Source organism: Crocosphaera sp. Alani8 (assembly GCF_038442745.1).
In the GTDB taxonomy this organism is placed as follows: Bacteria; Cyanobacteriota; Cyanobacteriia; order Cyanobacteriales; family Microcystaceae; genus Crocosphaera.
Genome location: NZ_JARVCN010000265.1, coordinates 1 through 4,352, shown reverse-complemented (window position 1 = coordinate 4,352; position 4,352 = coordinate 1). Strand labels below are relative to the sequence as shown.

At 32.1% G+C, this 4,352-nt stretch carries 1 protein-coding gene; it reads right to left on the bottom strand.

Features of this window, described 5'->3' with window-relative positions; genetic code table 11:
* A partial coding sequence (locus P9B04_RS15135; RefSeq protein WP_342055820.1) for an Ig-like domain-containing protein occupies positions 1-4,352 on the bottom strand: 4,352 nt, incomplete at both ends.

Below are 4,352 nucleotides of genomic sequence, written 5' to 3'. Positions count from 1 at the left end.
GGATCAATGGCATCAACATCATATTGATATTTCTGATTAATAAATGCGTCAATAACAGGGGAAGTGGTAAACAGTGGGGGACGGTTGGGAGGTTCAAAAATGACTGATAAGTTATAGGTTTGTGTTTCAATTCCTCCTCTTCCATCACTTACTTCTATGGTAATTTGATGGTTGGCAATGTCATCTATAGTTGTTTCCCAGGTAATTTGCCCAGTTTGAGCATCAATGGTCATTCCTTGGGGTGCAACGGTTAAGGAATAGGTTAAATTATCTCCATTTATATCCGTTGCCTTGACATTATATTGATAGGTTTGTCCTCCTATAATTTCTAGGGTTGGGGTACTTTCTATGACTGGAGCTTGGTTAATTTCTGTTAGGATAACTAGATTATAAGTAAACTGTATTTCTTCGGGGTTATAGAAACTTAATGTTTTAGTTTCCGTTTCTTGGTTAGAATCTAATTTTCCTTCTGGAAGTAAGTTGGTCAAGTCATAATAGGGTAATCCGTCAGGGGTGATGCCATCAGCATTGACTACCTGAATGCTAGGATCACTTAGGTTATTAATGGCAACAATTAATGAACTATCAAAGCCATAAGTTCCAACGTTTTTGAGCTTAATATCAGTTAATAGGGTTTTAGTCTTTTCGTTAAATGAGGTGATTTCGTACTCAGTAATCGTACTACTAGAAACATCTTCTAAGCTGACAAAATTGATAGAGTTGGTGACAGTGGAGGTTGAGGAATCAGGAGTGAATCCTGTTGTTATTGGATTATTATTTTCAATAATTTCTAGATGATTAATCCGAACAGATGTTTCTGTATCACTATCATTATTGACTAAACGAAAGACTAAATAAGCTTCCGTTCCAATAGGTAAATAGCTGATATCTAAGGTAACGGTATTTCCTTCTATTTCTACTCCATTAGCTGTCAAGATTTCTTCTTCTTCTGTTAAGTTAAAGAAAGCATCTTTGTCTGTATCGATGGTATAAACTAAACTTTGTCCCTGACTATCTAATAAAGCGACTTCAAAACTATCATTAATTAAATTAGTATCTAGGGTATCAAAGTTGAGAGAAGTATAATTAAAGCGAATTTTTGAGAAGGTTTCAGGAATTGTAATTGCTTCTGAATGGCTAACTTTAAAGTTATCTTCTTCCCCTAGAATAATAACAGGAGAAATATTAAAGGTAATAGTTTGAGTATCGCTTCCTCCTTGTCCATCTTCTACGAAATAACTGAAAGTTCCACCGCTTCCCGTTACTGCATTAGCTGGAATAAAGACTAATTGTTGTAATTCATCACTGTTTAGAATTTGATTAATAGTAACAGGGTCATCATTTAAGGTAATTATTCCTTGATTATTATTTGGAATTTCTGTAATTGTAATAGTTAAAGGATCGTTATCGGAATCAGTAGGTGGGGGAATGTTTAAGCTATTTTCTCCACTATCTTGATCTACTGTTAATAATTTATCCTGTTCAGCATCTGGAGGTTGATTAACTGCTTCTACATTAATATTTAAAGTTTCAGTAACTTCTAAAACCCCTCCTTCTCCTGTATTTCCTAAGTCATTAACAGTAACTACTATGTTTTCTATTCCGTCAAAGTTCAAGTTACTTCGATAAATTAAACTATCTAATGCGGCATTGATTTTATCAATATTTCCTTGAATAGTAACAGTATTGTCTTCATTTCCTGTTCCGTTAATTAGGGTTATATTTTCTAGATTACTTAAACTAATGACTCCGTTATTAACGGTTAACTTAACTTGAACAATGTCTGCATCAATATCATTAATAATAATCCCCGTAATATTAACATCGGTTGCTTCATAAATAGTAGGGAAATCAGGGATAGTTAAGGTAGGAGAGTCATTAACGGGAGTAATATTGAAAGTGATAGTTTGTGAGATATTATTAACCCCATCGAAGACAGTATAAGTAAAGTTTCCTGCTTCTCCATTTGCATTTTCTACAGGAGTAAAGACTAAGTTAGTTAACTCTTCTACTGTTAAAGTATTTTCTACTGTTAAAATAATCCCATTATTTAGAATATTTCCTTTATTACTATCAGGAACTGTATCTATTGTAATGTTTAGGTTATCTCCATCAACATCTGTTGGTTGGTTAATGTTTAATAATGTTTCTCCACTGTCTTCTAAGATGATAATGGTTTTATTTTCATCTACTGTTGGTGATTCATTTACATTACTAATGATTAAAGTGTAATTAGTAAAATTATCGGTTGTGTCTCCAATGGTTACATCATCTATTTCTACTCTGACGTTATAATTATTTTTTACTTCAAAGTCTAAATTAACTCCTGCTTTTAAAAATAGTTGGTTATCAACTATTTGAAAGAAGTCTGCATCTTCTCCACCTAAAGTTAAATTGTTATTCCCCTCACCATCATCGTCAATAACAATATCAGCCACTTTTTGAGCATTAGTTGTATCTAGGTTTTCCTGAAGATTAATAAGAGTATTATCTAAGGTAATTGTTGGGGCTGTATTTACATCTGTAATAGCTAAACTATAAGTAACAGAGTCATCTAAATCATTGCTAATAGTTGTATCATTAACAGAAACAGTTACGTTATAACTTTCTTTTTGTTCGTAGTCTAAGATAGTACCAGCTTTTAAAAATAGTTGGTTATTGACAAATTTAAAAAAGTTGGTATCTTCTCCGCTTAAAATCAAACTATTATTCCCTTCTCCATCGTCATTAATTATAATGTCAGCCACTTTTTGAGCATTAGTTGTATCTAAATTTTCTTCAAGACTTCTGATAGTATTTTCTAAGGTAATTGTGGGAGATTGATTAATATCTGTAATAGCTAAACTATAAGCAATAGAATCCTCATAAGTGTTACCAATACTTGCATCATCAACAGAAATTGTTACGTTATAACTTTCTTTTTGTTCGTAGTCTAAAATCGTATCAGCTTTTAAGAATAGTTGGTTATCAACTATTTCAAAGAAATCAGCATCTTCTCCACTCAAAGTTAAATTATTATTCCCTTCACCATCATCGTCGATAATAATATCAGCTACTTTAATAGGAGTAGTTGTATCTAAATTTTCCTCCAGACTGCTGACAGTATTTTCTAAAATAATAGTAGGAGGTAAATTAACATCGGTAATAGCTAAGCTATAAGTGACAGAGTCATCTAAATCATTACCAATAGTTGTATCGTCAACAGAAACTGTTACTTCATAATTTTCTTTTTGTTCGTAGTCTAAAATAGTATCAGCTTTTAAGAATAGTTGGTTATCAACTATTTCAAAAAAGTCGGCATCTTCTCCAGTCAAATTTATGTTATTGCTTCCTTCTTCATCATCATTGATTGTAATGTCAGCTACTTTTACAGGAGTAGTTGTATCTAGGTTTTCCTCAAGACTGGTAATAGTATTCTCTAAGGTAACAGTAGGAGGTAAATTAACATCAGTAATCGTTAAATTATAATCAATAAAGTTATCCGGTGTTTCTCCAATGGTTACATCATCTACTTCTACTCTGACGTTATAACTATTCTTGGCCTCAAAGTCTAGACTTACTCCTGCTTTTAAGAATAATTCATTTCCAACAATTTCAAAGAAGTTGGCATCTTCTCCGCTTATAATTAAACTATTATTCCCTTCTCCATCATCGTTAATAATGATATCAGATACTTTTACAGGAGTAGTTGTATCTAGGTTTTCCTCAAGACTGGTAATAGTATTCTCTAAGGTAACAGTAGGAGGTAAATTAACATCAGTAATCGTTAAATTATAATCAATAAAGTTATCCGGTGTTTCTCCAATGGTTACATCATCTACTTCTACTCTGACGTTATAACTATTCTTAGCCTCAAAGTCTAGACTTACTCCTGCTTTTAAGAATAGTTGGTTATCAATTATTTCAAAGAAGTCTGCATCTTCTCCTTCTAAACTTAAATTATTATTTCCTTCCCCATCATCTGCAATGATAATGTCAGCTACTTTTTGAGCATTAGTTGTATCTAAATTTTCTTCAAGACTGGTAATAGTATTCTCTAAGGTTACAGTAGGAGGTAAATTAACATCGGTAATAGCTAAACTATAAGCAATAGAATCATCTAAATCATTACCAATACTTGTATCATCAACCGAAACAGTCACATTATAAACTGATTTCCCTTCAAAGTCTAAAATAGTACCAGCTTTTAAGAATAATTCATTTCCAACTATTTCAAAGAAGTCCGAATCTTCTCCACTTAAACTTAAATTATTATCTCCTTCTCCATCATCTGCAATGATAATATCAGCTACTTTTTGAGCATTAGTTGTATCTAGATTTTCTTCAAGACTGCTAACAGTATTTTCTAAGAT